Raw genomic sequence first — 26,461 nt, forward strand, 5'->3', positions numbered from 1 at the left:
CCCGCGCGCTCTGGGCCCGGCGCCGGCGCGCGCCCCGACAGGCAATGCGCCTCAGTGTCCCGAAAGCGCGACCACTCCAGGGCCCAGCTACCGAGGCACCCAGGTACCGAGGCACCCGGCTACCCGGACGCGCGAACGCCTCAGCCCGCCACCATCACGATCATCGACCGCGCCGTCACCGTATACGTCTGCCCTGCCTCGAACGCAGCCCCGACCTGATCCACCGGTGCCTGCGGATCGACGTCATGCGCCGTGTCGATGGCCAGCGTCCACTGCGTGCCTTCGCCATGTTCGGGCAGCTTGAAGTCCAGCGCGTCTTCCCACGCGTTGAAGACCAGCAGCACACTGCGGTCCAGGCTGCGGCGTGCAATGGCGGTGGCGCGGGCGTGGCCCTCCAGCAGCATGCCGAAGCAGCGCGTGCGCGAATCGTCCCAGTGGCTCGATTCCATTTCGGTGCCATCGCACGACAGCCAGGTCACGTCCTTGACCTGCAGCTCCTCGTCGAAGGCCCCCGTCAGGAAGCGGTTGCGCCGCAGCACCGGCAGCGTCTGGCGCAGGTGCGTGAGCCGCTTGAAGAAGGCGATGAGCGAACGGCCCCGGTCGTCGATGCCCTCCCAGTCGAACCAGGAGATCTCGTTGTCCTGGCAGTAGGCGTTGTTGTTGCCCTGCTGCGTGCGGCCGAACTCGTCGCCGGCCAGCACCATCGGCGTGCCCTGCGACAGCAGCAGCGTGGCCAGCATGTTGCGCTGCTGGCGGGCCCGCAGGGCCAGCACGGCCTCGTCGTCGGTCGGACCCTCGGCACCGCAGTTCCAGCTGCGGTTGTCCGAATGGCCGTCGCGGTTTCCCTCGCCGTTGGCGTCGTTGTGCTTGTCGTTGTAGCTGGCCCAGTCGGCCAGCGTGAAGCCGTCGTGCGCCGTCAGGAAGTTGACGCTGGCCCACGGTCGGCGACCGCGGCGGTTGAAGCGGTCGGCACTGGCCGTCACGCAGCTGGCGAGGGCCGGGGCCATGGCCTCGTCGCCCTTCCAGAAAGCACGCACCGTGTCGCGGAAGCGGTCGTTCCACTCGGCCCAGCCAGGCGGGAAGCCGCCCACCTGGTAGCCGCCCGGGCCGCAGTCCCAGGGCTCGGCGATCAGCTTCACGCTGCTGAGCACCGGGTCCTGCCGGCAGCTGTCCAGAAAGCCGTGGCCCTCGTCGAAGCCGTAGGGCTCGCGCGCCAGGATGGTCGCCAGGTCGAAGCGGAAGCCGTCGACATGCATTTCGGTCACCCAGTAGCGCAGGCTGTCCGTCACCATCTGCAGCACGCGCGGATGACTGAGATTGAGCGTGTTGCCGGTGCCGGTGTCGTTGATGTAGTAGCGCGGGCCCGGGCCACCCTCGCCACCCGGCATCAGGCGGTAATAGCTGGCGTTGTCGATGCCCTTGAAGCTGAGCGTCGGGCCCAGCTCGTTGCCCTCGGGCGTGTGGTTGTAGACCACGTCCATGATCACTTCGAGCCCCTGGCCGTGCAGCAGGTCGACCATGCCCTTGAACTCGTCGATGGACGGCTCGCTCAGGTAGCGCGGCTCCAGCGCGAAGAAGCCGATGGTGTCGTAGCCCCAGTAGTTGCGCAGGTCCTTCTCTTCGAGGAAGGACTGGGTGATGAAGCGCTGCACCGGCAGCAGCTCCACGCTGGTCACGCCCAGCTCGCGCATGTGGCGCATCACCTCGTCGTTGGCCAGGCCGGCGAAGGTGCCGCGCAGATGCTCCGGCACCGCAGGGTGGCGCATGGTGTGACCGCGCACATGGGTCTCGTAGACGATGGTGCGTTCCCACGGCACGCGCGGTGCACGCGGCTGCTTCCATTCGAAGCGCGAATCCACCACCACGCACTTGGGCACGAAGGGCGCGCTGTCGCGCTCGTCGAAGCTCAGGTCGCCGTCCTCGTGGCCGACGGTGTAGCCGAAGATCTCGGGCGCCCACTTGAGCTCGCCCATGTGCGCCTTGGCATAGGGGTCGAGCAGCAGCTTGTTGGGGTTGAAGCGGTGGCCGTTCTCGGGCTCGTAGGGGCCATGCACGCGCAGGCCGTAGCGGGCGCCCGGCGCCAGTCCAGGCACGAAGCCGTGCCAGACTTCGTCGGTGTATTCGGGCAGAGTGACGCGGCCGGTCTCGTTCTGCCCGGCTTCGTCGTAGATGCAGACCTCCACGCGGGTGGCGTGGGCGGAAAAGACGGCGAAGTTGACGCCGTCGCCGGTGAACGTGGCGCCCAGGGGATGGGGCAGGCCTTCCCGGACTTCGAGAGACATGGTGGGGGCTCCTTGGAGGATGGCAGCATGCCCGGGCGTGTGCCCCCACAGGGGAAGGCTGGCGACCGCCAGCCGGTGCGCTCCTGGGCGAGGCGGTCAGCCTAGCTGCGGTGCAGCATGTCGCCTGTAGGACGCCACAGGCAGGCCCGGCCGGCACAATGGCTGCTGCCGCTCCGCCGACGGGGCGGGTTCAGGAACCCTCCGATGCCGCCGCATTCCACGCCGCCTGTCCTGCCCATCGAAGCCGCCGCCAGCGTGCTGCTGCTGCGTGATGGGCCGGGCGGGTTGGAAGTGTTCATGGTGCGGCGGCACGACCGCTCCTCGGTGCTCGGCGGCGCCTGGGTGTTTCCGGGCGGCAAGGTGGACCTGGCCGATGCCCATCCCGAGGTCGCCCCCGACGCCGACCCGCAGGCCCTGCCCTTCCGCCTGGCCGAGCCGGAACTGCCTGCCTCGGTCGCGCTGGCGCTGCACATGGCGGCCCTGCGCGAGGTGTTCGAGGAATGCGGCGTGCTCTTCGCGCATGGCGCCAGCGGCGCCACGCCGGCGGCCTGGGTGGCGCGGGTGCATGCGCTGTGCGACGACGGCCTGCGGCTGGACGCCGCGATGGCCGAGGCCGGCCTGCAGCCGCAGCTCTTGTCGCTGCATCCCTTCTCGCGCTGGATCACGCCGGAGCGCTCGGTGTCCTTCCAGGGCCGGCGCTTCGACACCCGCTTCTTCATCGCCGCGCTGCCGCTGGGTCAGATCGCCGAGCACGACGACCACGAGGCCGTCGCCAGCGCCTGGCTGTCGCCGCGCGAGGCGCTGCAGCAGTACTGGGACGGCCGCATGGCCCTGGCGCCGCCGCAGATCATGAGCCTGGTGCACTTGGCCCATGCCAGCGCGCAGGGCGACCTGGCGAACCTGATGGAGGCCACGCGCGAACGTGGCCCCTACTGCGTGCGGCCGCATGTGATGGACATGCCCGACGGCGGCAAGGCCATGGCCTATCCGGGGGACCCGGCGCATGAGGTGCCCGAGCGCGCCATGCCCGGGCCGCTGCGGCTGTTCGTCAAGGGGCCGGGACGCTTCGAGCCCGAGGGCGGCATCGACGGCTTCTGGGCCTGAGCGGCCGCCCCGCCGCCGCAATGGGGGCCAAGCCTCTGGAGCCCGGGCGCGCCTAAATACGACAAGGCCCGCGTCTCCGATGAAGGAGGCGCGGGCCTTGCTCCTGGTGCGTATCGACGCCGGCCGGTCGGCGACGTCGTGAGTGGGCGATCAGAAGGGGATGTCGTCGTCCATGTCGTCGAAGCCCGTAGGCGCACGCGAAGGCGCGGGCGCCGGGGCCGGACGGGGTGCGGGTGCGCGGGGCGCCGCGGCAGCGCGCGGGGCATAGCCGCCACCGCCACCACCCCCGCCATTGCCGCCGCCGTAGCCGCCACCACCACCGCCGCCACCACCCATGCCGTATTCGTCGTCGCCACCACCGCCGCCGCCGCCTGGGCCGCCCATGCCCTGGCGGCTGCCCAGCATCTGCATCTGGTCGACGCGGATGTCGGTGGCGTACTTCTCGACGCCGTCCTTGTCGGTGTACTTGCGGGTGCGGATGGCGCCTTCGACGTAGATCTGCGAGCCCTTGCGCAGGTACTGCGCGGCGATCTCGGCCAGGCGGCCGTTGAACACCAGGCGGTGCCACTCGGTGGCTTCGCGCATCTCGCCGGACTGCTTGTCCTTCCAGCGGTCGGTGGTGGCTAGCGTCACGTTGCAGACCTGGTCGCCACTGGGGAAGGTGCGGGTTTCGGGATCGCGGCCGAGGTTGCCGACGAGGATGACTTTGTTGACCGATGCCATGGTGTGTTCGCTGCCCCTGCTGAGTGGAAAAAGAGGAAGGTTGCGGAAAAAAACGAGCCGGCCATTGTGCCCGATGTGCCTTGTCCGGACGCCGGCGCGGGCCGGTACGAGCCCCGGTGGCCGTGAACTTCTGTGCGCAGGCGGCCAGTCGCGACCAAGCAGGGAGAATGGGCCGCTTCATGAATGGCGAACCCGACTTCCTCCAGAACCTGCGCACCGAGTTCTCCAGCTTCCGCATGTGGTTCGATCGCGCCATCGTGCTGGGCTATGCGGTGCTGGCCGGCCTCTTCGTGGTGGGCTTCACGCTGGCGGCCGAATGGGCCTTCGGCCTGTTCGAGCGGCTCTACCACGCTCAGCCCTGGGCGGTGCTGATCTGGACGCCGCTGGCCACGGCCGGCATCGTGGCCGTCACCCGGCGCTGGTTTCCGTCGGCCTCGGGTTCGGGCATTCCGCAGGTCAAGGCCGCGCTCGACGACGAGCTGCCGCCATCGGAGCGCAGCCGCTTCGTCTCGCTGCGACTCACGCTGGGCAAGATCGTCCTGGGCACGGCCAGCTTTGCGGCGGGGCTGTCGGTCGGCCGCGAGGGGCCGTCGGTGCAGGTGGCGGCCGGCGTCATGCAGCACGCACGGCGCTGGCTGTCGCCGCGCACCACCATCGACGCGCGGGCGCTGCTGGTGGCGGGCGGCGCGGCGGGCATCGCCGCGGCGTTCAATGCGCCACTGGCGGGAGTGGTCTTCGCCATCGAGGAGCTGGCCGGCCGGCTGGAGGCGCGCGCGAGCGGCGTGGTGATCGCCGCCATCGTGCTGGCTGGCCTGGTGGCCGTGTCGGCCTTTGGCAACCTCAGCTACTTCGGCCGGATCCAGGTGCCGCGGCTGGGCTGGGACATCGCCGGTCCCGGGTTGGGCGTGGCCCTGGCCTGCGGCGTGGCGGGCGGCGTGTTCTCCCGGCTGATGATCGCCTCGCTGACCAATGCGCCGCAGCGCCTCACCCGGCTGCGCGCGCGGGCGCCGGTGCGTTTCGCGGCGGCTTGCGGTCTGCTGGTGGCGGCGATGGGCCTCGCCTCGGGCGGTGCCACCTTCGGCGCCGGCTCCGAGGCGGTCAAGCTGATGCTGGAAGGCCACGACCAGCTGACGCCGGTCTACACCCTGCTCAAGTTCATCGCCACCTGGATCACGGCCTGGAGCGGCGTGCCCGGCGGCATCTTCGCGCCCTCGCTGTCCATTGGCGCCGGCATCGGCGATGCGGTGGCCTCGGTCACGAGCCATGGCCTGGGGCCGGCGCTCATCGCCATGGGCATGGCCGGCTTTCTGGCCGCCGTGACGCAGGCGCCGCTGACGGCCTTCATCATCGTCATGGAGATGGTGGACGGCCATGCCATGGTGCTGAGCCTGATGGCCAGCGCCATGCTCGCCAGCCTGGTCTCGCGCATGATCAGCCGGCCGCTGTACGAGGCGCTGGCCGAGCACATGGTGGCAGCGGTGGTGCGGCCCCAGCCGGTGCCGCCGCCGGTGGCCCCGGTCGCCACCGAGCCCCCCACCGAAGCCGACGCCGAGCCGCCGGTCGCTGCCGCCGCACCGGCGTCTGCGTCGGAGCCCACGCCGGAGCCCCCGTCGCCAGCCGGGCCGCAATCCGCGCCGGAGCGCTGAAAACCCCACGCGGTCTATCATGCCCGGTTGCCCTGCACGAACCGCCCGCCTGTGACCGCCCCCCACGACGACGCCTTCGACGACTCCGCCCCGGCCGCGGCCGACAGCGCCTACCTGGGCCGCCTGCTGGCCCAGCAGCGCATCAGCATCCGCGGTGCGCGCACCCACAACCTCAAGAACGTCGACCTCGACATCCCGCGCAACCAGCTGGTGGTGATCACCGGGCTGTCGGGCTCGGGCAAGTCCAGCCTGGCCTTCGACACGCTGTATGCCGAGGGCCAGCGGCGCTATGTGGAGAGCCTGTCGGCCTATGCCCGGCAGTTTTTGCAGCTGATGGACAAGCCCGACGTCGACCTGATCGAGGGCCTGTCGCCCGCCATCAGCATCGAGCAGAAGGCTACCAGCCACAACCCGCGCTCGACCGTGGGCACGGTGACCGAGATCCACGACTACCTGCGCCTTCTGTTCGCGCGCGCGGGCACGCCCTACTGCCCCGACCATCACCTGCCGCTGCAGGCGCAGACCGTGTCGCAGATGGTGGATGCGGTGCTGGCCATTCCTGACGAGCCGCGATTAATGGTGCTGGCGCCGGTGGCACGCGAGAAGAAGGGCGAGTTCCTGGAGCTCTTCGCCGAGATGCAGGCCCAGGGCTACGTGCGCTTCCGCGTCGATGGCCAGGTCTACGAATACAGCGACCTGCCCGCGCTCAAGAAGACCGAGAAGCACGACATCGACGTGGTGATCGACCGCCTGCGCGCGCGACCCGACATGCAGCAGCGCCTGGCCGAGAGCTTCGAGGCCGCGCTGCGCCTGGCCGAGGGCCGGGCCATCGCGCTGGAACTGGGCGGCGAAGGCAAGGAAGAGAAAGAGCACCTCTTCAACGCCAAGTTCGCCTGCCCGCTGTGCCACTACTCGATCACCGAGCTGGAGCCGCGCCTCTTCTCCTTCAACTCGCCGGTGGGCGCCTGCCCCAGCTGCGACGGCCTGGGCCACCGCGAGTTCTTCGATCCGGCGCGGGTGGTGGCCTTCCCTTCGCTCAGCCTGGCCAGCGGCGCGATCAAGGGCTGGGACCGCCGCAACGGCTACTACTTCAGCATGCTGGAGAGCGTGGCCAAGCACTACAAGTTCGACCTGGACACGGCCTTCGAGTCGCTGCCCTCGTCGATCCAGCAGGTGCTGCTCAATGGCTCGGCCGGCGAGGAGATCAAGTTCAGCTACACCATGGAGTCGGGCAACTTCGCGGGCAAGAAGGTCACGAAGAAGCATCCCTTCGAGGGGATCATCCCGAATATGGCGCGCCGCTACCGCGAGACCGACTCGGCCATGGTGCGCGACGATCTTGCCCGCTACCGCAGCCTGCAGCCCTGCCCCGATTGCGGCGGCTCGCGCCTGCGGGTGGAGGCGCGCAACGTCTTCCTGGTCGACCACGCGGCCGAGCCGCCCACCGAGCGCTCCATCCATGCGCTGAGCCACCTCACGCTGCGCGACAGCCTGGCCTACTTCGAACAGCTCAAGCTGCAGGGCAGCAAGGCCGAGATCGCCGACAAGGTGGTGCGCGAGATCGGCCTGCGGCTCAAGTTCCTCAACGACGTGGGCCTCAACTACCTGAGCCTGGACCGCAGCGCCGAGACGCTGTCGGGCGGCGAGGCCCAGCGCATCCGCCTGGCCAGCCAGATCGGCTCGGGCCTCACGGGCGTGATGTACGTGCTGGACGAGCCCAGCATCGGCCTGCATCAGCGCGACAACGACCGGCTGATCGGCACGCTGCAGCACCTGCGCGACATCGGCAACAGCGTGATCGTGGTCGAGCACGACGAGGACATGATCCGCGCGGCCGACCACGTCATCGACATGGGCCCGGGCGCCGGCATCCATGGCGGCGAGGTCATGGCCCAGGGCACGCACCAGCAGGTGGCGGACAACCCCCAATCGCTCACCGGCCAGTACCTGAGCGGCACGCGCCGCATCGAGGTGCCGGCCCGCCGCACGCCGCGCCTGCCCGTGGTGGCCGCTGCGCCCACGCCGGCCGAGACCAAGAAGAAGCCCTCCCGCTTCCCCATGAGCCCCGCCGCGGAACGCCGCGCCGAGCGCGAGGCGCAGCATCTGCTCACCCAGGGCGCGCTGCAGGAGATCCGCGTGCTGGGCGCCACCGGCAACAGCCTCAAGAACGTGAGCGCCGCCTTTCCCGTGGGCCTGCTCACCTGCGTGACGGGCGTGTCGGGCTCGGGCAAGTCCACGCTGGTCAACGACACGCTCTACGCGGCCGTGGCGCGCACGCTGTACCGCTCGCACGACGAGCCCGCGCCGCACGAGGCCATCGAGGGCATCGAGTACTTCGACAAGGTCATCAACGTCGACCAGTCGCCCATCGGCCGCACGCCGCGCAGCAACCCGGCCACCTACACGGGCCTGTTCACGCCCATCCGCGAGCTGATGGCCGAGACCAACACCGCCAAGGAGCGCGGCTACGGCCCGGGCCGCTTCAGCTTCAACGTGGCGGGTGGCCGCTGCGAGGCCTGCCAGGGCGACGGCGTCGTCAAGGTGGAGATGCACTTTCTGCCCGACGTGTACGTGCCCTGCGAGGTCTGCCACGGCCAGCGCTACAACCGCGAGACGCTGGAGGTGCAGTACAAAGGCCGCAACATCGCGCAGATCCTCGAGATGACGGTGGAGGACGCGCACGCGTTCCTCCAGGCCGTGCCCACCATCGAGCGCAAGCTGCGCACGCTGCTGGACGTGGGCCTCTCCTACATCAAGCTGGGCCAGAGCGCGACCACGCTCTCGGGCGGCGAGGCCCAGCGCGTCAAGCTGGCGCTGGAACTGTCCAAGCGCGACACCGGCCGCACGCTCTACATCCTGGACGAGCCCACCACCGGCCTGCACTTCGCCGACATCGAGCTGTGCTGCACCAGCTGCGCGACGCGGGCAACACCATCGTCGTCATCGAGCACAACCTCGACGTCATCAAGACCGCCGACTGGGTGATCGACATGGGCCCCGAAGGCGGAGCGGGCGGCGGGCAGGTGGTGGTGGCGGGTACGCCGGAAGATGTGGCGGCCTGCGAGGCGAGCCACACGGGGCGGTATTTGAAGCGGTTGTTGTAAGGCGGGGCTTCCGGCACCAAGCAAGTTCGCGCTGGCTGGCGGGCCATGGCGCGATGGCTTCGCTGCTCAACAGCTGCGCCAAATGGCGCGCGGACGGATGTCTCTGAACCGCGGTGCTTGCTTCATACCGGCTGCGCCTCGGCCAGCACAGCGGCGCGAAATTTGTCCGGGAGGGCGTCCGGCGTCAGCACATCGACCTTGATTCCGAGCAGTGCTTCGAGATCGCCCCTCAGTCCGCCTATATCGAACATGGTGGTGTCCGGAAGCGGATCGACAAGCAGGTCGAGATCGCTGCCCTCTTGATCATCCCCATGCAGCACGGAGCCGAATACGCGAGGATTGGCGACGCGGTGCCTGCCCATCACGGTGCGGATGGCTGATCGCTTCTGTTGAAACAGCGTCGAGGGTTTCATGGCGGGTGGGGCGGGGCGCTGAACCTGGTCGCGGATTGTGCCCATGTGACGAGCGCGCTTCGATACCGCGCTTTGACAAACGGCGGTTGCTAGACATGTCCCGGCCGGTCCAGAATCTTTTTGTCCCAACCAGCGCGGCTCCATGGATGACCTTAGCCCCTCCGACCTCAAGGCGATCCTGCACTCCAAACGGGCCAACCTGTACTACCTAGAGCATTGCCGGGCCTGGTGAACGGTGGCCACGTCGAGTATGTGACGGAGGAGGGCAAGCCCCAGCTCTACCGGAACATTCCCACCGCCAACACCACGACGCTGCTGCTCGGGATGGACACTTGGTCACGCACGGGGCAATGCGCGAGCTGGCAAAGGCCGGCCCATGTTTCAGCTTACGCTGCCAGAAACCCCTGCGCGGTCTGCTCTAGAACAGCGCGGGCTGCGGCATCCGGTCGTTCCCCGCACCCCCGGCCCTAACCGTCTCAATGGGCCTGCCCAGAAGTAAAAAGTCGGGGAGACTGAGCGGAAGGACTGTTTTAAGAGCGCCTTCCGTGTCGTCCTTGAGCTTCTCCCGCAACTCCATCAGGAGCCGCCCTAGGACGTTCTGGCCGATCAGGGTGGCGCCGGTCTCATCCGCCAATTTGGCGCCCCAGTAATCGTCCTTGCGTGACTGCTCAACGATCGGCCGATCGCGTGTTGCAAGCAGGAGCCGACCGAACTCTTCGTAGTTCTGCGCGAGCTTCACGCGCAGGCACCAGCGCATAACCTTATACCTAACATCATCCCAGTCTGGCCTAGAGTCTTTGCGATGTGGCTTGCTCTTCATCTTGGCGGTCATAGGGCTGTACTGCCCAATGATTTCCCGCTGGACGTCCGGCATGTGCGGAAACCGGCACGCCTGATATAGGGCTTCCGCTGTCAGGATGCGGACGCGGTTGATACGCAATGGGTAGCCTGAGGCCATGTTCGACAGGCCGCCGAACTCGTCTTTAGTCTTGTAAAAGACAACAATCTCGCTGCGGACGTAAGTTCGCAGGAGCCCCTCATCTTTATCGGTACTAAGGCGTGAGGTCATCGAACATGTTCTTGGCGGAGGAATAGCCCTCACGCTGTAGCAGCGGATACCAATGTAGGGCGCCCGAGGTTGCCTCTGGGTCTCCCCACCATATGGCAAGAGGACAGTTATTAGGGCAGTTTCGGTACGTGGCGATCATCGAGCCAAAGCCTACCCCAAACGGGCTGAAACCGAGCGGACGCATGGACTGCTTAGGGTTCTCGCTCATCGCCCTAATCTTGGCACCAGCGATAAGAAATTCACTCTCTAAAACCTGACGGCCCGCTTCAGAGGAGAATGGCTCAATTGCCACTGTACTTGGTTGCCGAGGCTCGAAGGGAAACCTCGCTGGCAGAGCCATATAGGCCTGGATCTCGGCCACGTCGGGCACTGCGGTTGGCCAAAGCACTCCCGAACTGTTCTTGTGCCACTTGCGGTTCTCAATCTCGAGGGCCCGCCAGTAATTAACGGTGATTTTTTTCCCGGACTGTGCGATCACGTTCGTGAGCCTCCGATCAACCAAGTACCGGCCTCCCGAGTGAAGGGCAGCAACTATGACGTGGACGCAGGCTGACCGGGGCGCTTGGTTAATGATCCATGGCTCAAGGTCATTACCCACGCGGTTGCCGCTGAACATTACGTCATCGAGGTAGATGAAGTCGCCACCTTCTTCTCCGCAGTCATCTAGGTCGAGGCCGCATTCGTCCTTGAGGCACCTGGAGAAAAGCTTCAGCATTTCCTTCTGGCTCTGCCCGTTCTGCTGGATGCTCAGGAAGTTCGCGGATTTCCAGTACGAAGCTGGATCTGCGCCTGCGAGCTTGGCGTTGGTCACGAGCATGCGAAGGAAGTCCTTCACGTTCGCTCGTGTGATGAAGGTCTGCTTGATGACATGTTCAAACTCGCGCAGGAATGGCAACTGCTGGGCGGGGGTGAACTGATGAAGCCAACGATCAACATGCTCAGGGGTCGGCTCAGGGAGGTCCTTATTTCGGTAGGTCCTGATCTCGTTAGCAACGGAAGAAAGCAGATCGTCGCGTTCGCTCATCTAGTAGTCTCCTGGCAACTGACAAGTCTTAAAGCTCCATCGTATACATGCTTAAGGGTTGATACAGCGCCCGCGCCCTAAGCAAAATGGATCGCCCTTTTGGGTTGATCTACTCACTTCGAGCGGTGCCGACCGGGCTAACGAGGTTCCTAGGACGATTCCGTAGTTTCATTCTCTAGGTGGTCAGTACTTGGGGGCCGCGGTAGTTCCCGCGACCTCCGCACGCAGTGGCATGCGAATCGCCCTTCTATGAGGCGACAGTGCCACTATCGCGCGCGCTCAAGAGTTGTAATGTCCCGAAGATGTCGCCATGCATCAAATAGATTCTCTCCGAGCGAGCATCCCCGCATGCAGACCAAGATAACCATCGACGACAAGCTCTACGAACAGGCGCTGGAGATGGCAGAGCCCGGCATGGATAAATCCGAGCTGTTCCGCGTAGCGATCGAGACTTTCGTTCGAGTGCAAGCAGCGAAGCGTCTGGCTGCCTTGGGTACCGCGCAGCCCGACATGCAGGAGGTGCCCCGACGGCGGTCACGGCCCCAGGGCAAATGAATAGCAGCGCGCCCTGCGGGACGTAGATTTGTCGCCCGGGTCGCCGCCGCCGGCCCCCTGCTCGCCTACATCCGCCCCTTCCACGGCACCGCCCACCCCTCGATCCGCCGCATCAGCAGGTCGAACAGCAGCGCCACGACGCCGATCACCAGGATGCCCATCACCACCACGTCGGTGCGCAGGAAGTTGGAGGCATTGAGCACCAGCTGGCCCAGCCCGGCGGTGGCGGCCACCATCTCGGCGGCGACCAGGGTGGTCCAGCCGAAGCCGATGGCGATGCGCATGCCGGTCAGGATGTCGGGCAGGGCGGCGGGCAGCACGACATGGCGGATCACCTGCCAGCGGTTGGCGCCCAGCGAGAGGATGGCGTCGATCTGCTCGCTGCCCACCGAGCGCACGCCGGCCCGCGCGGCGACCGCCAGCGGCGCGAAGCAGGCCAGGTAGATGAGCACCACCTTCGAGGTCTCCTCGATGCCGAACCAGATGATCACCAGCGGCAGGTAGGCCAGCGGCGGCAGCGGGCGGTAGAACTCGATGATGGGGTCGAAGATGCCGCGCAGCGTGCGCGACACGCCCATCAGGATGCCCACCGGCACGGCCGTGACGCAGGCCAGCGCGAAGGCGCCGAACACGCGGCCCAGGCTCCACAGAAAGTGCTCCAGCAGCGGCTTGCCGCCCTGGCCCTTGCCCTGGGCCGCGGCGACGAAGGCGTCCCACACCGAAGCCGGGGAGGGCAGCACCAGCGGCGGCAGCCAGGCTAGCGCGGCAGCGGTCCACCACAGCAGGAAGAGCACCAGCACGGTGGCGACGCTGATGGCGGTGGTCGGGCCCTCGCCGGGGCGGCGGTGGCCCTGGGTGGTGCGGCGGCGCGCCGCGGTCGGGGCAGGGCGCGTGGTGGCGTCCGGCGCGGTCTTGGCGGCAGGCAGCGTCAGTGCCGCCGTGTCGGTCGTGTTCAGCGGTGAAGCGGTGGAGGTCATCGTGTGTTCCTGGAAAGATGAAGACCGTCACTCAATGCACCGTCGCGCCCGCATGGATCGCGTCGATCACCTCTTCGCGCAGGCGGATGAATTCCGGTTGCGACTTGATGGCACGTGCGCTGCCGCCGGCGATGTACTGGCGGCCGAAGTCCAGCTGGTAGCGGCGCGAGACGCGGCCGGGCGAGGGCGTCATCACGATCAGCTCGGTGGCCAGGAACAGCGCCTCCTCCACGTCGTGCGTGATGAAGAAGCACAGCTTGCCCTCGCGCGCCCAGATCTGCAGCACCAGCTCCTGCACCTGCTCGCGCGTCAGCGAATCGAGCGCGCCGAAGGGCTCGTCCATCAGCAGCATGGCCGGGTTGGCGGCCAGGGCCCGGGCGATGCCCACGCGCTGCTGCTGCCCGCCCGAGAGCTGGTAGACGGGATGCGTGGCATAGCGCTCCAGCCCCACGGCGCGGATCTGCTTCATGGCCGCCTCGTGCCGCTCGGCGCGGCCCAGGCCGCGCAGGCGCAGGCCCAGCGCCACGTTGTCGATCACGTTGAGCCAGGGCATCAGCGCATGCTTCTGGAAGACCACGCCCCGGTCGGCGCCTGGCCCTTCCACATGGCGGCCGTTGACGAAGATGTGGCCCTCGCTGGGCGCCATGAAGCCGGCGATGCATGACAGCAGCGTGGTCTTGCCGCAGCCCGATGCGCCGACAGCGACCACGAATTCGCCGCGGGCGAAGCCCAGGTCCACCTGCGACAGGGCCGTGACCTCGGCGCCGCCGCGGCCGGCGTAGGTCACGCCCACGTTCTCGATGCGCAATCCGTCCATGGTGCGGGTCTCCGATGCGGCGCGGCGCTCAGGGCTGCGCCTTGGCGGCGTAGCTGGCGTTCACGCCCGTGCTGTAGTCGGGCAGCACATTGCCGATGGTGCCCTGCGCCTTCAGGAAGGCCGCCGTGGCCGCCAGCGACTGGGCCGCGCCGCCCTTGGTGCCGCCGCCCAGCCAGGTGGCCGAGGCCTGCTCGGCCGGCGGCACGAAGCGGTACAGGGCCATGGCAGCGGGCACGTCGGCCTCGGTGGCGCCGGTGACCTGGGCCACGGCCTTCACCTGCGGCGAGCCAGCCACCCACTGCGCCTTGTTGGCGGCATAGGCCGCATCGGCCTTGGCGATGGCCGACAGGAACTTGACCATGAAGTCGGCATTGGCCGCGGCCCAGGGCTTGTTGGCGATGATGCCGTCGAAGGTGGCCTTGCCCGTCTGCTTGGAGATCTGGCCGCTGCTGGTGATCTGCTTGCCGCTGGCCTTGACCTTGGAGAGCACCGGGTCCCACACGAAGGTGGCGTCGATGTCGCCGCGCTCCCAGGCCGCGGCGATCTCGGGCGGGCGCATGTTCAGGATCTTGACCTGCGACGGATCGACCTTGCCCGCCTCCAGCGCCACCAGCGTGTGGAAGTGCGTCGTGGAGGTGAAGGGCACGCCGATCTTCTTGCCCTTGAGGTCGGCCACGCTGTTCACGCCCGAGCCGTTGCGCGCCACCAGGGCCTCGGCATCGGCGATGTCGTCGAGGATCCACACCAGCTCCACCGGCAGGCCCTGCGACAGGGCCGAGGCCACGGGCGCCGAGCCCGCCTCGCCGATCTGCACCTGGCCCGAGGCCATGGCGCGGATCACGTCGCCGCCGCCCGCGAACTTGCGGAAGTTGATCTTGTAGCCGGTGGCCTTCTCGATCTCGCCCGTGACCTGCGCATAGCGCCAGGGCACCACCATGTCCTGGTGGGCGATGGTGACTTCCTTGGCGGCCTGGGCCTGTGCACCGGCAGCCAGGGTCGACAGGGCGAGCAGCGCCAGGGTGCGGCGGGTGAAGCGGATCGGGGTGGTGGTCATGGAGGTCCTCCGGCAGGATGGGTGTGGGAACGAACTGTCGCGCCCCACGCCGTGCCGCCCAAGTGCCAGAGGCCGGCGACCGAAAGAGCCAGACCGCCCGCGCGGGCACCCGGCTGGTGCCTGTGCGGTGTGCACTGCACTGCTTCGGCGCAGAGCCGGCTATTCTGGGAAGCGGGCGCAACGCCCGGCAACGAAGAAAAGCGCGCAAGCTCATGCGCCGGGCGCGCAAGGCGCACTCCCGCCGGAGCTGCCTGTCAGCGCGCCAGGATGCGCTTGTCGTTGCGCACCACCGTCTGCCAGCGTTCCACGTCCCGCGCGATGAAGGCCTGGAACTCGGCGGCGCTGCCTGGCCGCAGTGCGATGCCGCTGCGCGTGGTCAGCGCATCCACCAGCGCGGGCATAGCCAGGACTTCGTTCACCGCCTTGTTCAGCTTGGCGACGATGTCGTCGGGCAGGCCGGACGGCCCCATCAGGCCGTAGTACACGTTCATGTCGTAGCTCGGGTAGCCCAGCTCGGCGAAGGTGGGCACATCGGGCGCCTGGGGCGAGCGGGCGCTGCCGCTGACGGCCAGCGACTTGACCTTGTCCGAGCTGACGTCGCCCAGCAGCGGATTGATGAGCACGTTGATCTCACCCGCCATGAGCGCCGTCAGCGCGTCCGAGCCGCCCTTGTAGGGAATGTGGGTCATCCGGATGCCGGCGACCTGATCGAACAGTTCGGCGGCCATGTGCGGCGTGCCGCCGACGCCGGACGAGCCGAAATTGAGCTTGCCCGGATGCGCCTTGGCTTCGCGCACGAGGGCCGGCAGCGAATCGATGCCCTTGCCGGCACTGACCTTCAGGATCACCGGCCCGGCGCCGATGTAGGCGATGCCCCGCAGGTCCTTCTTGACGTCGAACTTGAGGTCGTCGTAGATCGCCGGGCCGATGGCGATGCTGTTGGCCACCACCAGCAGGCGGTAGCCGTCCGGCGCGGCCTGGGCCACCTGCTGCGCGGCCACGTTGCCCCCCGCGCCCGCGCGGTTCTCGACCACCACGGCCTGCCCGAGCTTCTCGCCCAGCCGCTGGGCGACGGCGCGGGCCACCATGTCGATGCTGCTGCCGGCGGAGAAGCCGACGACCAGCGTGATGGGCCGGCTGGGATAGGCGGTATCGGCCCGGCTGCTGCCGATGCTTGCCCCCGCGAGCGCGGCGGCGAGCAATGCAGCATGGAAATGTCTTCTGGAAGGCATGGCGGTGAGTCCTATGGGATAGCGGAATGCGTGAACTTGCGGATGCAAGCGGGGTGCCCGGCGCAGCAGTCCGGGCCGCTGCCCACCTACAGATAGCCCAGGCGCCGGTCGCTCTCGATGGCCTGCGGCAATCGTTCGGCCGCGGGCCCGTAGCCGCCGCCGCCGGGCGTGCGCAAGGTGACCTCGTCGCCAGGCTGGAGTACCTGGGGGACGCGCGAATCGACGGGTTGTCCGTTGATCAGCACCGCCCCCAGCTGCCCGCTTGCGCCGCCATGCAGTCCGGGCGCGGGCACGTGGATGCGCTCAGTGAGGAACACCGCGGTCAGCGGCGTCGGGTTCTGGTTGACGAAGCTGATCTCCTCGCCCAGGCCGCCCCGGTGCTGTCCGGCACCGCCCGAGCCGGCCACGAAGGTCTTGCGCCTGAAGTGCAGCGGCGAGTCCCGCTCGGCCACCTCGATCGGCGTGGGCGAGATGTTGCTGGGCCAGGACATGACCGACGCGCCGTCCTTGCCCTGCGTGCCGCCCATGCCGCCGTTAAAGAACAGCACGGTGGCGAAGGGCTTGCCATTGGCGCGGCGCCCGCTCAGGTTGGTGATCCACACCGGCGAGCCCACGCCCGCCATGACCCGCCCGGGCAGGATGTCCGCCAGCGCCCCGAAGACCAGCATGGGCACGTAGTGGCCGGTGCACGAGCGGCCGCCGACGGGCGCCGGCGACACCGGGTTGAGCAGCGACCGCTGCGGTGCGAGCGTAGTGATGGGCAGCAGCAGCCCGTGGTTGTTCGGCAGGTCCGGCACGAGCATGCACTTGATGGCATAGGCCGTCATCGCATGGGTGTAGGGCAGCACGCAGTTGACGGCCCGGGGCTGTTCGCCGGAGGTGCCCGCGTAGTCGCAGACGATCTCGCCATCGCCCACCACGACCTTGACCTGGAACTCGAAGCGCTGGTCGAAGCCATCCGTCTCCATGCGGTAGGCGTATTCGCCGGCCGGCAGCTGGCGGATGGCCTGGCGCATCGCCTGCTCGCTGCGCTCGAAGAGCGCGGCGGCCAGGCTGTCCACTTCGGCCAGCCCATACTCGGCCAGCAGATCGCCCACGCGCTGGGCAATCAGCTCCGTCGCCCCGGCATGACACCAGATGTCGCCCACGGTCTGCTCCGGCGTGCGGACGTTGCTGCGCAGCAGGCCCAGCAGCGTGGCGTCGGGCTCGCCCTGGCGCAGGAAGTGCATCGGCGGAATGTGGAAGCCTTCCTCGAACAGCTCGCGCGCGTCCACCGAGCGGATCTTCCCGCCGATGTCGGGCACATGCCCCGCCGTGGCCGCGAAGCCGATCAGGCGCTGCGCATGGAACAGCGGCTTGACCAGGCACACGTCGTTGAGGTGGCCCGTCCCGATCCAGGGGTTGTTGGTGATGTAGATGTCGTCCGGGCGCATGTTGGCAGCACCGATCGCTTCGAGCATCGCCCGCACCGTGTTGCCCAGCGTGCCGATGAAGGAGGGAATGGCGCCCGCGTTCTCCGCGATCGTGCGGCCCTGCGAGTCGGTCATGACGACGGCGAAGTCGTTGGCCTCCGACGAGAGGGTCGAGAACGAGGTGCGCACGATGAGCTTGGCCGCCTCGCTGACCGCCGAGCGCAGCCGCGTCCAGAAGATCTCCAGGAAGATGGGGTCCACGTCCTGCGCGGCCGTAGAGGGAGTCTGCGTCGTCATGCCTGGCGCTCCTGAATGTCGATCACGAGATTGGCGTTGGGGCTCACGCTGAGGGTGCCCAGGGGGCCCACCACCGTGGTGGTGCCGGCCTCTTCCACCAGCACCGGCCCGGCGATGCGCTGGCCCGGGCGCAGGTCTTCCCGGGCGTACACGGGCGTGTCCACGAAGCCCTGGCGCTCCTGGAAATAGACGGGCCGGGTGGCCCTGGGCCGCGCGGGCTCGCCGGGCGGCAGCGGCCTGGGCTCGAAGCGCTGCCGTGGCGGCGCGCTGCCGGCCACGCGCAGGTTGACCAGTTCCACCGGCACGTCCGGCGGTACCCGGCCGAACTTCTGCCGGTACTCGGCCCGGAAGGCCTGATCCAGGTCGTCGCGCCAGCGCTGCTCGCCCTGCGCGTCGTCGAAGGCGTAGGGGCCATCGGGCAGCGCAACGGTCAGATTGAAGCCCTGCCCGACGAAGCGCCCATCGGCCCGGCGCTGCAGATGCCGCGGGCCGAAACCCACCTCCAGCGCAGCCAGGGGCTGCGCGACCTCGGTCTCGAGTTCGGCGAAGGCCTGCTCCAGCTGCCGCAGGTCGTCGCTGACGGGCTTGAAGCTCACCGTGCGGGACCGGTCGGCCCTGGCTGCCGACACCAGCAGGCCGAATGCCGAGGCGACGCCGGCTTCCGGCGGGCAGACGATGGTCGAGATGCCGATCTTGCGGGCCACGTAGTAGGCGTGCAGCGGCCCGCCGCCGCCGGTGGCCACCAGGATGTACCGGCGTGGGTCCTGGCCCTTCTCCGCCACATGGACGCGCGCGGCCGCGGCCATGTTCTCGGCCACGATGTTGTGCACGCCCCAGGCTGCCGCCGTGGCCTCGTGGCCCAGCGCCTGCCCCAGCGCCGAGAAGGCTGCGCGGGCCGGCGCGGCATCGATGGCGATCGATCCGCCGGCGAAGAAGTCGGCATTCAGGTAGCCCAGCAGCAGGTTGGCGTCCGTCACCGTGGGTTCCAGGCCGCCGCGTCCGTAGCACACCGGTCCCGGCTCGGAGCCGGCGCTCCGGGGCCCCACCTTGAGCAGGCCCAGCGGGTCGCGCTGCGCGATGCTGCCGCCGCCGGCCCCGATCTCGATCAGGTCCACCGTGGTGATGTTGATCGGCATGCCGCTGCCCTCGGCGAAGCGCTTGCGCCGGGCCGCCTCGAAGCCGAAGGCGATCGACGGCGTACCCTCGTTGACCAGGCAGAGTTTGGCGGTCGTTCCGCCCATGTCGAAGGCCAGCAGGTTGGCCATCTGCTCGCGCAGGCTGTGGTACGTGGCCGAGATGGCCCCCGCCGCAGGCCCCGACTCGAGCAGGGCGATGGGGTGCTCGCGCGCATAGTCGATGCGTGCCAGGCCGCCGTTGGACAGCATCATCAGAACGTCTTCGGGCAGACCGATGCGGCCCAGCTGCTGCGCGAGGACGTCCAGATAGCGCCGGGCCATGGGCTTGATGTAGGCGCAGGCCAGCGTCGTGCTCATGCGCTCGTATTCGCGGATCACCGGCGCCGTCGCGCTGGACAGCGTCAGCGTGAGCTGGGGAAAGGCCTGCGCGATGGCCTGCGCGAGCTGGCGCTCGTGCCGATCCGAGCGATAGGCATGCAGCAGGCAGATGGCCAGCGACTCCACACCCGCGTCCACCAGGCGGCCCACCTCGGCCAGCGCCGGCTCGATGGCCAGGGCCTCGATCTCCTGCCCCTGCGCATCCATCCGCCCCGCCACCTCGGCCCGCAGATGGCGGGGCGCCAGCGGCGGCGCGCGGTCGATCTGCAGGTCGTACAGGTCGTACTTGCGCTCGTTGCCCATCTCGATGATGTCGCCGAAGCCGCGGGTCGCGAGCATGCCCGTGCAGGCCCCGCGCCGCTCGATCAGCGCGTTGGTGAACAGCGTGGTGGCGTGCACCACCTGCCGCACGTCCGCGGCGGCAATGCCGTTGCGCTGCAGCAGTTGGCCGATGCCCTCGGCCACTGCCAGCGTGGGGTCCGCGTAGGTCGTCAGGACCTTCAGGCTGCGCTGTTCCCCGCTCGCGTGGTTCAGTGCGACCAGGTCGGTGAAGGTGCCGCCGATGTCGATGCCAATGGCCCAATGAGGCAAAGCAGTACTCCTATGGATTTCGTGTGGGGTGACAGGGCGAGGCCGAAGAGCTGCAGCGCTGACAAGAAAGGGGAGGGCGATTGTTGCGCGACGGGCTCCAACTCGACGGCGTACAGCCCGGATGCCCCTGTGACGTCGCGGCGCCATAAGGCATGCCCCGGCTCGCCGGGCAAGGCGGGATGCATGACGCGTCGCATGGCCTGACTTGGCCACGCCCAATAGGGGTGTCACTGTCTTCGGAGTCTTGGGCGGAGCGCATGACGATGCGTGCATGCGCACGCTCTGCGAGGGGGCGGCGCCGTTCCCGACGGTCAATGCACCGGCGCCGCCCGCCGTACCCCCCGCGCGGCGGCCAGCTCGTGCACCGCCAGCGCCAGCGCCCGCACGCCGGCCTCGATCTGCGCCCCCGAGATGGACGACAGCCGCAGCCGGAACTGCGGGCACGGATAGGGCGGCTGGTCGTAGAACACGCGCCCCGCCTCGATCAGCACGCCATGGCCGCGGGCCACGTCGGCCAGCTCGGCGGAATCCAGCCAGTCGGGCCCCTCCACCCACACCGAAGCGCCGCCCTGCGGCGGCGTGAAGCGGAAGTCCGGCAGGTACTGCCGCAGCGCCTGCGCCACCCGCGCCAGGCGCTCCTGCATGATCTGGTTGACCCGCCGCGCATGCGACTCGTGGTGCCCCAGCGAGAGAAAGAGCGCATAGGCGTGCTGCAGGAAGGCGCTGGGGTGGCGCACCATGGCATGGCGCAGCACCCGCAGCTCGGCGATCAGCTCGCGCGAGGCCACGATGTAGCCCAGCCGCAAGGCCGGCGACAGGCTCTTGGAGAGCGAGCCGATGTAGATCACCCGCCCGCCCGTGTCCAGGCTCTTGAGCGCGGGCATGGGCATGCCGGCGTACAGGTTCTCGGCCTCGTAGTCGTCCTCGACGATGACGAAGTCCTGCAGCTCGGCCTTGCGCAGCAGCCACTGGCGCCGCTCCAGGCTCAGCGTGCGCGTGGTCGGGCTCTGGTGGCTGGGCGTGACGAAGACGTAGTCCACCTGCGGCATGGCGTCCACCACCAGGCCGTCGTCGTCCACCGCGATGTTGACGAAGCGCGGGTCGCGCACGCGGAAGGAATTGCGCGCATGCGGATGGCCCGGCTCCTCGAAGCCGACGCGGGTGCGGGCATCGAACAGGGCCTCGGCCAGCAGGTAGAAGGCATGCTGCGAGCCCACGGTGATCAGGATCTCGTCGGCCAGCGCATACACGCCGCGCTTGGGCAGCAGCCGCTGGCGGATCTGCGTGACCAGGTCGTCCACGTCCACCTGCTCGAAGTCGGGTGTCCAGTGCGGCAGCTGTACCCGCGCCAGGCTGCGCAGGCAGCATTCGCGGAAGTCGTCGGTGGGAAAGAGCTCCGGGTCGTAGGTGCCGTAGACGAACTGGTAGGGGTAGTCGTGCCAGCGCTCGGGCTTGGCCAGCGTGGGCCGGTCGCGCTGCGAGCGCAGCACGCGGGCGCGCCAGTCGGGCGGGCGCGGCGTGTTTCCGGCCGTGGCCTCGGGCGCGAAGGGATTGGCCTCGGCCGGCGCCGCCTGCAGCGGCGAGGCATCGGCCGCCACGAACACGCCGCGCCGCGGGCGGGCCTCCAGAAAGCCTTCTTCCACCAGTTGCTCGTAGGCCGCCGTGACCGTGTTGCGGCTGAGGGAAAGGGCCTGTGCCAAGTCGCGCGAGGAGGGCAGCGGCGTGCCCGCGCCCAGCCGGCCATCGAGGATGGCCTGCACGATCACCGCGCGCAGCCGCACCTGGATCGGCAGGCCGGGCTGCTCCGGCAGGCGGAAGAGGCGGGCCCACAAGGGGCGGTTCGGATCGTCGGTGGCGGGCATGGCGGATGGGTCGAGGAAATGCGTGCGCATGCACACAAGCGGGGCGCGATCACGCTGTTGGTGCGTCGCTGGCGCCCCGTGGCTTGGCCGATGGGCCGGCTCTGGCTCTATGGCGCTGCGCGGTCGCTTCCTAGACTGGCCTGCATCTTTCGCGCCACGCCTTGCCTGCTGCCCCTGCCATGACTTCTGCTCCTTCTTCGCCCGTCACCGTGGAGATGCTCGCCGCCTTCTCCGACGCCTGGAACTGCCACGACCTGCCCGCGCTGATGGGCTTCATGCATGCCGACTGCGTGTTCGAGACCGCCGCCGGTCCCGAGGTCTGCGGCGCACGCCACAGCGGTCCCGAGGCCGTGGCCGCGGCCTTCGAGGCGGCGTGGAAGAACTTCCCCGATGCGCAGTGGCGCAACGGCCGGCATTTCGTGGCCGGCGAGCGCGGCGTCTCGGAATGGACGTTCACCGGCACCGCCGCCGACGGCTCGCGCGTCGAGGCCGATGGCGTGGACGTGTTCACCTTCAAGGACGGAAAGATCCTGGTGAAGAACGCCTTCCGCAAGATGCGCCCCGCGCTGCCCAAGGCCTGAGCCAAGTCGGAGCACCGCACCATGGCCATCACCACCCCGCGCGAAGTCTTCGCGCCCTACGACCCGGCCTACGACCCGCTGGTCTCGCCCGGCCCCGGCCACAACCGCGACTACGCGCCCACCTACTGGGCCGCCACCGCCGGCACGCCGCCGGACGACGACGGCCCCATCACCGCCGATGTGGATGCCGATGTGGTCATCATCGGCTCGGGCTTCACCGGCCTGGCCGCGGCCCTGTTTCTCGCGAAAGAGCATGGCATCAAGGCCACGGTGCTCGAAGCCAACCGCGTCGCCTGGGGCTGCACCAGCCGCAACGGCGGCCAGGGTCAGAACGCCAGCGGCCGGCTCTACCGCTCGCAATGGATCGAGCGCTGGGGCCTGGACGTGGCGAAGAAGCTCGATGCCGAGATCCGCTTCGGCTTCCAGACCTTCGCCGACCTGGTGGCGCAGATCGACTGCGACGCGCAGCCGGGCGGCCACCTGTTCGTGGCGCACCGCGACAAGAAGATGGACTTCCTGCGCCGCGAGACCGAGGTCATGCGCCAGCACTTCGGCTACGACGCCCGCATGCTGTCGGCCGAGGAAGTGCGCCGCGACTGGTGCGGCGACCAGGACGCCAAGGGCGCGCAGTACGAGTCCGAAGGCATCTCGGTGCATCCGCTCAAGCTGGCCCACGGCTACCTGAAGATGGCGCGCGAACTGGGCGCCCGCGTTCACCCGGCCAGCCCGGTCATCGGCTGGGAGACGAAGAACGGCGTGCACCATCTGCGTACGCCCGGCGGCACGGTGCGCGCGCGCGCCGTGGGCATCGCCACCGGGGCGTACACGGCGCCGGGCCTGTACCCGGGGCTGAAGAACCGCTACTTCCCGGTGCTGTCCAACTCCATCGTCACGCGCCCGCTCACGCCGGCCGAGCTGGAGGCCACGGGCTTCAAGACGCGCATCGCCATCACCGACACGCGTACGTTGCGCTTCTATTACCGCCTGCTGCCCGACAACCGCGTGCAGATCGGCAGCCGCAGCGCCATCACCGGCGCGGACGCGCACCGCGAGGCGCACTACCGCCTGCTCACCGAAGGGCTGGCGCGCAAGTTCCCGGCGCTCAAGGACATCGAAATTGCCCACTCCTGGTGGGGCTGGGTGGACGTGAGCCACGACATGATGCCCCGCATCGTGCAGCCCGATGCCGCGCAGCAGGTCTTCTATGCGCTGGGCTATGGCGGCAACGGCGTTTCGTTCTCTGCCCACGCGGGCCGCCGCATGGCGCAGCGCATCGCCGGCCAGGCCGATGCCGCCTTCGGCCTGCCCATCTACCAGGGCGCGCTGCCCTTTCCGGCGCAGGGCGAATGGGCCGCGCCCTTCCGCCGCCTGGGCCAAAGCTTGCTCTACCGCTGGTACTGGCTGCGCGACGAAGTGCTCTGAGCCGCGGCGTCCCCTTTCTTTCCATTCGATCCAGGAGTGCATTCCATGACCACCCCGTTCCTCACCCGCCGTGCCCTGTCGCTCGCGGCGGCCGCCGTGCTGGCCGGCAGCAGCCTGCTCGGCACCGCTGCCCAGGCCCAGGAGATCAAGAAGGGCGGCACGCTGGTGATCGGCACCACGCAGGCGCCGCGCCACCTCAACGGCGCCGTGCAGTCGGGCATCGCCACGGCCGTGCCGTCGACCCAGCTCTTCGCCAGTCCGCTGCGCTTCGACGACAAGTGGAACCCGCAGCCCTACCTGGCCGAAAGCTGGAAGCTGGCCGAGGACGGCAAGTCGCTCACGCTCAACCTGCGCAAGGACGCCGTCTTCCACGACGGCAAGCCCATCACGTCGGAGGACGTGGCCTTCTCCATCATGGCGATCAAGGCCAACCACCCCTTCTCGACCATGCTCGCGCCGGTGGAGAAGGTGGAGACGCCCAACCCCACCACCGCCATCATCCGCATGAGCACGCCGCACCCTGCGATCGTGCTGGCCATGTCGCCGGCCCTGTGCCCGATCATGCCCAAGCACATCTACGGCGACGGCACCGACCTCAAGAACAACCCGCGCAACAGCCAGAACCTGGTGGGCTCCGGGCCCTTCAAGCTGGTGGAGTTCAAGGCCGGCCAGCGCGTGGTGATGGAGAAGTTCGACAAGTTCTTCCTGCCCGGCAAGCCCTACCTCGACAAGATCATCCTGAACATCGTGCCCGACACGCAGAGCCTGGTGCTGGGCCTGGAGCGCGGCGACCTGCAGATGCTGCCCTACGCCGCCGGCGCCGTGGACCTCAAGCGCCTGAAGGCCAACCCAAACCTGGTGATGACCGACAAGGGCTTCGAGGGCATCGGCCCCATCAACTGGCTGGCCTTCAACACCGCGAAGAAGCCGCTGAACGACGTCAACGTGCGCAAGGCCATCGCCTATGCCATCGACAAGAACTTCATCACCAAGGCGCTGATGGGCGGCTTCGCCACCGTGGACGACGGTCCCATCGTGCCCAGCAGCCCCTTTGCCGTGCCCGACCTGGTGAAGTACCCGCTGGACCTGAAGAAGTCGGCCGAGCTGCTGGACGCCGCCGGCCTCAAGCCCGGCGCGGGTGGCGAGCGCTTCAAGCTCACCATCGACTACATCCCCGGCAACGACGAGCAGCAGAAGAACGTGGCCGAGTACCTGCGCTCGCAGCTCAAGAAGGTGGGCATCGGCGTGGAGGTGCGCGCCTCGGCCGACTTCCCGGCCTGGGCCAAGCGCATCGCCAGCCGTGACTTCGACATGACCATGGACACGGTCTTCAACTGGGGCGACCCGGTCATCGGCGTGCACCGCACCTACCTGTCGACCAACATCAAGCCCATCGTCTGGACCAACACGCAGGACTATGCCAACCCCAAGGTGGACGAGCTGTTGAATGCGGCCGGCGGCATCATGGACCCGGTCAAGCGCAAGGCCTACTACGCCACCTTCCAGAAGATCGTGACGGACGAGGTGCCCATCGTCTACATCAACCTGGCGCCCTACCACACGGTGGCCAGCAAGCGCGTGGGCAACCTGCCGACCACCATCTGGGGCCCTGCGTCGCCCATGGACGACGTGTACTTGAAATAACACCCCCGTTTCTTGCTCACTTCGTGTAGCCGAATCCCCCCTCAAGGGGGCACCACCAGCGGCCCGGCAAAGCCGGTTCCGCGGTGGTTCCCGCCTCCTTGCCCTGTAGGTGGCGATCTGGCGAGCAAGGCTTGCTTCCATCCATGAAAGAACTTTTCACATGAAGCTGCTCAAGCCCCTGGCCTCGCGGCTGCTCCAGGCCCTGGGCCTGGTGCTCGCCGTGGTGGTGCTCAACTTCGCGCTGGTGCATGCCGCGCCCGGCGATCCGGTGGAGACCATCGCCGGCATGAGCGGTGGCATGTCCGAGGAGCTGAAGGCTGAGCTGCGCCAGAGCTACGGTCTTGACCGCCCGCTGCCGGTGCAGCTGGGCATCTACCTGGCGCGGGTGGCGCGGCTGGACCTGGGCCAGTCCTACATCTTCAACCTGCCGGTGGTCGATCTGATTGCCGAGCGCATCCCGGCCACGCTGCTGCTGGTGCTGAGCTCGGTGGTCTGCGCCTTCCTCATCGGCACTGCGCTGGGCGTGCTGGCCGCGCGCAAGCCCAACGGCTGGCTGTCGCAGGCGATCACGGTGTTCTCGCTGGTGGGCTTCGCGGCGCCGGTGTTCTGGAGCGGGATGATGCTGATGATCCTGTTCGCTTCGGTGTGGCCGATCCTGCCCGTGTCGGACATGCGTTCGGTGGACAGCGACGGCCGCGGCCTGGCCGGCGTGATCGACGTGCTGTGGCACCTGGTGCTGCCGATGTTCACGCTGTCGATGGTGTACCTGGCGCAGTACAGCCGGCTGGCGCGCGCCAGCATGCTGGAGGTGCTGGGCGCCGACTTCATCCGCACCGCACGCGCCAAGGGCCTGGCCGAGGGCGTGGTGCTCTACAAGCACGCGCTGCGCAACGCCGTGCTGCCGGTGGTGACGGTGCTGGGCCTGCAGTTCGGCAACGTGCTGGCGGGCGCCATCCTGGTCGAGACGGTCTTCAACTGGCCCGGCCTCGGTCGCCTGGCCTACGAGTCGGTGCTGCGGCGGGACTACCCGACCATCCTGGGCGTGCTGCTGCTGTCGGCCGTGGTGGTGCTGGTGATGAACCTGCTGACGGACCTCTGCTACCGCCTCATCGACCCCCGCATCAAGAGCAAGTAAGCC

General features: G+C 68.5%; 19 protein-coding genes and 1 pseudogene. 8 read left to right on the plus strand and 12 right to left on the minus strand.

Features of this window, described 5'->3' with window-relative positions; translation table 11 throughout:
* Nucleotides 1-140: 140 nt before the first annotated feature.
* Nucleotides 141-2,282 (minus strand): glycogen debranching protein GlgX, encoded by a 2,142-nt coding sequence (gene glgX / locus DFR41_RS04530; protein WP_114801838.1) that lies wholly within the window; start codon nt 2,280-2,282, stop codon nt 141-143.
* 204 nt (nt 2,283-2,486) lie between these two features.
* On the opposite strand from glgX, the gene DFR41_RS04535 reads away from it, so the two are divergent.
* Complete coding sequence (locus tag DFR41_RS04535; protein ID WP_114801839.1) at nt 2,487-3,386, plus strand: NUDIX hydrolase; 900 nt, start codon at nt 2,487-2,489, stop codon at nt 3,384-3,386.
* Between the two features lie 150 nt (nt 3,387-3,536).
* Here DFR41_RS04535 and ssb read toward each other — a convergent pair whose 3' ends face one another.
* The gene (ssb, locus tag DFR41_RS04540; RefSeq protein WP_114801840.1) at nt 3,537-4,109 is read right to left on the minus strand and encodes a single-stranded DNA-binding protein; all 573 of its coding nucleotides are present in this window, start codon (nt 4,107-4,109) and stop codon (nt 3,537-3,539) included.
* A gap of 179 nt (nt 4,110-4,288) precedes the next feature.
* Between ssb and DFR41_RS04545 the strand changes: the two genes are divergently transcribed.
* Both DFR41_RS04545 and uvrA read left to right on the plus strand, forming a co-directional pair.
* Complete coding sequence (locus tag DFR41_RS04545) at nt 4,289-5,755, plus strand: chloride channel protein (protein WP_114802186.1); 1,467 nt, start codon at nt 4,289-4,291, stop codon at nt 5,753-5,755.
* A 51-nt stretch (nt 5,756-5,806) separates the two neighbouring features.
* A pseudogene (gene uvrA / locus DFR41_RS04550) lies at nt 5,807-8,859 on the plus strand (excinuclease ABC subunit UvrA).
* A gap of 122 nt (nt 8,860-8,981) precedes the next feature.
* On the opposite strand, the gene DFR41_RS04555 reads toward uvrA, so the two are convergent.
* From DFR41_RS04555 to DFR41_RS04570, 3 genes are all read right to left on the minus strand, one after another.
* Nucleotides 8,982-9,272 carry a nucleotidyltransferase family protein gene (locus DFR41_RS04555; RefSeq protein ID WP_114802187.1) on the minus strand — a complete coding sequence of 97 codons (291 nt, stop codon included), beginning with the start codon at nt 9,270-9,272 and terminating at the stop codon, nt 8,982-8,984.
* Between the two features lie 418 nt (nt 9,273-9,690).
* Nucleotides 9,691-10,341, minus strand: a complete 651-nt coding sequence (locus DFR41_RS04565; RefSeq protein ID WP_114801841.1) for an NADAR family anti-phage protein — start codon at nt 10,339-10,341, stop codon at nt 9,691-9,693.
* Nucleotides 10,325-11,365, minus strand: a complete 1,041-nt coding sequence (locus tag DFR41_RS04570; protein WP_114801842.1) for a phosphoribosyltransferase-like anti-phage protein — start codon at nt 11,363-11,365, stop codon at nt 10,325-10,327. Before DFR41_RS04570 ends, DFR41_RS04565 begins: the two co-directional genes overlap by 17 nt.
* Before the next feature lie 348 nt (nt 11,366-11,713).
* On the opposite strand from DFR41_RS04570, the gene DFR41_RS04575 reads away from it, so the two are divergent.
* Nucleotides 11,714-11,920 (plus strand): type II toxin-antitoxin system VapB family antitoxin, encoded by a 207-nt coding sequence (locus tag DFR41_RS04575; RefSeq protein ID WP_114801843.1) that lies wholly within the window; start codon nt 11,714-11,716, stop codon nt 11,918-11,920.
* Between the two features lie 65 nt (nt 11,921-11,985).
* On the opposite strand, the gene DFR41_RS04580 is transcribed toward DFR41_RS04575, so the two are convergent.
* The 7 genes from DFR41_RS04580 to pdxR all read right to left on the minus strand — a co-directional run bounded on the left by DFR41_RS04580 (nt 11,986) and on the right by pdxR (nt 21,676).
* On the minus strand, nt 11,986-12,897 hold the full coding sequence (locus DFR41_RS04580; protein WP_114801844.1) for an ABC transporter permease subunit: 912 nt from the start codon (nt 12,895-12,897) through the stop codon (nt 11,986-11,988).
* Between the two features lie 31 nt (nt 12,898-12,928).
* Nucleotides 12,929-13,714, minus strand: coding sequence for a taurine ABC transporter ATP-binding protein (locus DFR41_RS04585; RefSeq protein ID WP_017757066.1), 786 nt, complete (start codon nt 13,712-13,714; stop codon nt 12,929-12,931).
* 28 nt (nt 13,715-13,742) lie between these two features.
* Nucleotides 13,743-14,768, minus strand: coding sequence for a taurine ABC transporter substrate-binding protein (tauA, locus tag DFR41_RS04590; protein ID WP_114801845.1), 1,026 nt, complete (start codon nt 14,766-14,768; stop codon nt 13,743-13,745).
* Nucleotides 14,769-15,022: 254 nt separating this feature from the next.
* Nucleotides 15,023-16,000: a tripartite tricarboxylate transporter substrate binding protein gene (locus DFR41_RS04595; protein ID WP_114801846.1), complete on the minus strand. Its 978-nt coding sequence runs from the start codon at nt 15,998-16,000 to the stop codon at nt 15,023-15,025.
* Nucleotides 16,001-16,086: 86 nt separating this feature from the next.
* On the minus strand, nt 16,087-17,709 hold the full coding sequence (locus DFR41_RS04600; protein WP_114801847.1) for a hydantoinase B/oxoprolinase family protein: 1,623 nt from the start codon (nt 17,707-17,709) through the stop codon (nt 16,087-16,089).
* Nucleotides 17,706-19,814: a hydantoinase/oxoprolinase family protein gene (locus DFR41_RS04605; protein WP_114801848.1), complete on the minus strand. Its 2,109-nt coding sequence runs from the start codon at nt 19,812-19,814 to the stop codon at nt 17,706-17,708. The genes DFR41_RS04600 and DFR41_RS04605 overlap by 4 nt, the downstream gene beginning before the upstream one ends.
* Nucleotides 19,815-20,125: 311 nt before the next feature.
* Nucleotides 20,126-21,676 carry a MocR-like pyridoxine biosynthesis transcription factor PdxR gene (gene pdxR / locus DFR41_RS04615; protein ID WP_114802188.1) on the minus strand — a complete coding sequence of 517 codons (1,551 nt, stop codon included), beginning with the start codon at nt 21,674-21,676 and terminating at the stop codon, nt 20,126-20,128.
* Between the two features lie 179 nt (nt 21,677-21,855).
* Between pdxR and DFR41_RS04620 the strand changes: the two genes are divergently transcribed.
* From DFR41_RS04620 to DFR41_RS04635, 4 genes are all read left to right on the plus strand, one after another.
* Nucleotides 21,856-22,257 (plus strand): nuclear transport factor 2 family protein, encoded by a 402-nt coding sequence (locus DFR41_RS04620; protein ID WP_043113674.1) that lies wholly within the window; start codon nt 21,856-21,858, stop codon nt 22,255-22,257.
* Between the two features lie 21 nt (nt 22,258-22,278).
* Nucleotides 22,279-23,679, plus strand: coding sequence for an NAD(P)/FAD-dependent oxidoreductase (locus DFR41_RS04625; protein ID WP_017759547.1), 1,401 nt, complete (start codon nt 22,279-22,281; stop codon nt 23,677-23,679).
* Between the two features lie 45 nt (nt 23,680-23,724).
* The gene (locus DFR41_RS04630) at nt 23,725-25,323 is read left to right on the plus strand and encodes an ABC transporter substrate-binding protein (protein ID WP_114801850.1); all 1,599 of its coding nucleotides are present in this window, start codon (nt 23,725-23,727) and stop codon (nt 25,321-25,323) included.
* Nucleotides 25,324-25,483: 160 nt separating this feature from the next.
* Nucleotides 25,484-26,458, plus strand: a complete 975-nt coding sequence (locus tag DFR41_RS04635; protein ID WP_114801851.1) for an ABC transporter permease — start codon at nt 25,484-25,486, stop codon at nt 26,456-26,458.
* The last annotated feature ends 3 nt before the right edge of the window (nt 26,459-26,461 follow it).

This window comes from Pseudacidovorax intermedius, assembly GCF_003350475.1.
Taxonomy (GTDB): domain Bacteria; phylum Pseudomonadota; class Gammaproteobacteria; order Burkholderiales; family Burkholderiaceae_C; genus Xenophilus; species Xenophilus intermedius.